Below are 3,036 nucleotides of genomic sequence, written 5' to 3' on the forward strand. Positions count from 1 at the left end.
GCCGAGGTACAGCTCGCCGGGCCGGCCGACCGGGACGGGCGAGCCGTGGGCGTCCAGCACGTGCAGCTGCGTGTTGGCGACGGGGTGGCCGATCGGCACGCCCGCGGTGTCCTCGGGCGTGCACGTCCAGCGGGTGACGTGCACGGCCGCCTCGGTCGGCCCGTAGAGGTTGTCGATCGGGGCGGTGATGCCGGCGGCCCGGCAGCGGCGCACCAGTTCGCCGGGCAGCGTCTCGCCGCTGCACAGGAGCTGGCGCACGCCGCGCAGCGCGTCCGGCTCGGCGCCGTCCAGGAAGACCTGGAGCATCGAGGGCACGAAGTGCACCACGGTGATCCGCTGCTGCTCGATCACCTCGGCCAGGTAGCGCGGGTCGCGGTGGCCGTCCGGCTCGGCCAGCACCAGCGCGGCGCCCGCGGTGAGCGGCACCAGCAGCTCCCACAGCGACACGTCGAAGCCGATCGGGGTCTTCTGCAGCACCCGGTCGCGGCCGTCGACGGCGAAGGCGTCGCGCAGCCAGACGGTGTGGTTGAGCAGCCCCGCGTGGGTGTTGACGACGCCCTTGGGACGCCCGGTGGAGCCGGAGGTGTAGAGCACGTACGCCGGGTCGGCGCCGTCGCGGCCGATCTCCGGTGCGGTGGTGGGGAATCCGGCGTCCTCGCCCGGTTCGACCAGGGCGGGCAGCGGGCCCTCCAGCCGGCTCGCGAGCTCCGCCGTGCCGATCAGCACGGACACCTCGGCGTCGGCCAGCACGTAGCCGAGCCGGTCGGCGGGGTAGGACGGGTCCAGCGGCACGTAGGCGGCGCCCGCGCGGAGCACCGCGAGCAGGGCGGTCACCAGGGCGGGGGAGCGCTCCAGCAGGACGCCGACCCGGTCGCCCGGCCGCACCCCGAGGGCGACCAGCCGGTGCGCCAGGCGGTTGGCCCGGCGGTCGAGTTCGCGGTATCCGACCTGCTCGCCGCCGCGGACCAGGGCGACGGCGTCCGGGGTGCGGTCGGCCTGCTGTGCGACCAGGTCGGCGACGGTGGCGACGGCGGGCAGCTCCAGCCCGGTGGCGTTCCAGGCGGCGAGCTGCCGCTCCTCCTCCCCGGTGAGCAGCGGCAGCCGGGAGACCGGCAGCGCCGGGTCGGCGGCGGCCCCGGCGAGCAGCCGGCCCAGGTGGCCGTGCAGCCGCTCCACGGTGGCCTGCTCGAACAGGTCGCGGTCGTACTCGTACGCGATCCGCAGTCCGCCGTCCGCGCCCGCCTCCAGCACGACGCACAGCTCGGCCCGGGCGCCGGAGGTGTCGACCTCGGCGGTGCGGGCCCGCAGCGGGCCGGGCTCGTCGCCCGCCGGGTGTGCGTTGAAGGCGAACAGCACCGGAGTGAGCGGGCTGCGGCCGCCGCGGCCGGGGGCGAGCTCCTCCACCAGCCGTTCGAACGGCGCCTCCTGGTGCTCGAAGGCGCCGAGCACCCGCTCCCGGACCTGCCCGAGCAGGTCGGTGAAGGCCGGATCGGCGGAGAGGTCGGCCTGCAGCAGCAGGGTGTTGAGGAAGAAGCCGGCGGCGGACTCGAACTCGGGCCGGCCGCGGCCGCTGACCGGCACCGCGACCGGGACCCGGGGGCTGCCCGTCCAGCGGTGCAGCAGCGCCTGGAAGCCGGCCAGGGCGGTCATGAAGAGCGTGCTGCCCGCCGACCGGCCGAGGGCCTCCAGCGCGGCGGTGAGGTCCGCGGGCAGGGTGCGGCGCAGGACGGCGCCGCGGCCCCGGCCGGCGGCGCGCGGCCCGTCCACCGGCAGCTCCAGCGGTTCGACGCCGGAGGCGAGTTCGGACCGCCACCAGGCGAGGTCGGCGGCGACCGCGCCGGAGCCGGCCCGCTCCTGCTGCCAGGCCGCGAACTCCCGGTACTGTCCGGGCTGCCCGCCGAACTCCGGTGCGCGGCCCGCCGAACGGGCCCGGTAGGCCTGCCAGAGCTCGTCCAGCAGCACGTCCACCGACCAGCCGTCGCTGTTGATGTGGTGCTGGGCGAGGACGACCCGGGCGCCGCCGCCGGGCAGCAGGACGGCGGTGGCCCGCAGCACCGGGCCGTTCTCCAGGTCGAACGGAAGATCGGCCTCGGCCCGTGCGGTGGCGGCGAGTTCGCGCTCCGCCTCGGCGGCGGGCAGGGCGGTCAGGTCGACGGTCCGCACCGGGACGGCGGCGGGCGGGTCGACCACCGGGCGGAGGTCCTCGCCCTCGGCGGTGTAGCGGGTGCGCAGTGCCTCGTGCCGCTCGGCGAGGTCACCGAGGGCGGCCGCCAGCGCATCGGTGTCCAACTCGCCCGGCCAGTCGACCTGGTGGCAGATGTGGTAGGCCGGGTTGCCCGGCTCCAGCCGGTGCAGGAACCAGAGCCGCCGCTGCCCGGGCGAGAGCGGCGCCGGTGCCTCCGCCGGACCGGGCGGGGCGTCCGCGGCCTCCAACTGGTCGAGCAGGGCCTGGCGCTGCTGCGGGTCCAGGCCCGCGAGCAGTTCCTCGATGCCGTCCATCGCCGTCTCCTCCTCGGGCGGGCCGGGTGCTGGCTGGTCAGCGGGCCGTGGCGACCCAGACGTAGTGCTCGGAGTCGGGGCCGTACGGCGACTCGTCGTAGCCGCCGTACTCGCGCTCGATGGTGAAGCCGGCCTGCTGCAGGGTGCGGCGGACTTCGTTCGGGTAGCGGTAGTAGTTCTTCCGGAAGGTGTGCCGGCGCTCGGTCACCAGGCCGTCCTCGTCGAGCAGTTCGCTGACCCGGCGGCGGGTGATGGACTGTTCCTGGAGGTCGTAGGTGTTGTAGTCCCACATGGCGATCCGCTGCCCGGTGCCGGGGTGGCGGATCTCGCCCGCGAGGTAGAGGCGCTCGCTGTACTTGGCCATCTCGTCGAAGCGGAAGTACGGGATGCCGGAGACGAACCGGCCGCCGGGGGTGAGGTGTTCGCGGACGGTGGCGAGGGCCTCGGCCCAGTCCTCGTCGTTCGCGCAGTGGAACAGCGGCTGCCCGGCGGCCAGGATCAGCGGGAAGCGCTCGCCGAGGCGGACCGTCCGCAGGT

At 75.7% G+C, this 3,036-nt stretch carries 2 protein-coding genes; both read right to left on the bottom strand.

What is annotated here, in order from left to right; translation table 11 throughout:
• On the bottom strand, positions 1-2,499 hold a 2,499-nt coding region (locus ABZ641_RS31085), incomplete at its 3' end, for an AMP-binding protein (protein WP_359987195.1).
• 37 nt (positions 2,500-2,536) lie between these two features.
• Positions 2,537-3,036: hypothetical protein (locus ABZ641_RS31090; RefSeq protein WP_359987197.1), on the bottom strand; the 500-nt coding region annotated here is incomplete at its 5' end.

The sequence above is a fragment of the Kitasatospora sp. NPDC007106 genome, from assembly GCF_040634455.1.
Classification (GTDB): domain Bacteria; phylum Actinomycetota; class Actinomycetes; order Streptomycetales; family Streptomycetaceae; genus Kitasatospora; species Kitasatospora arboriphila.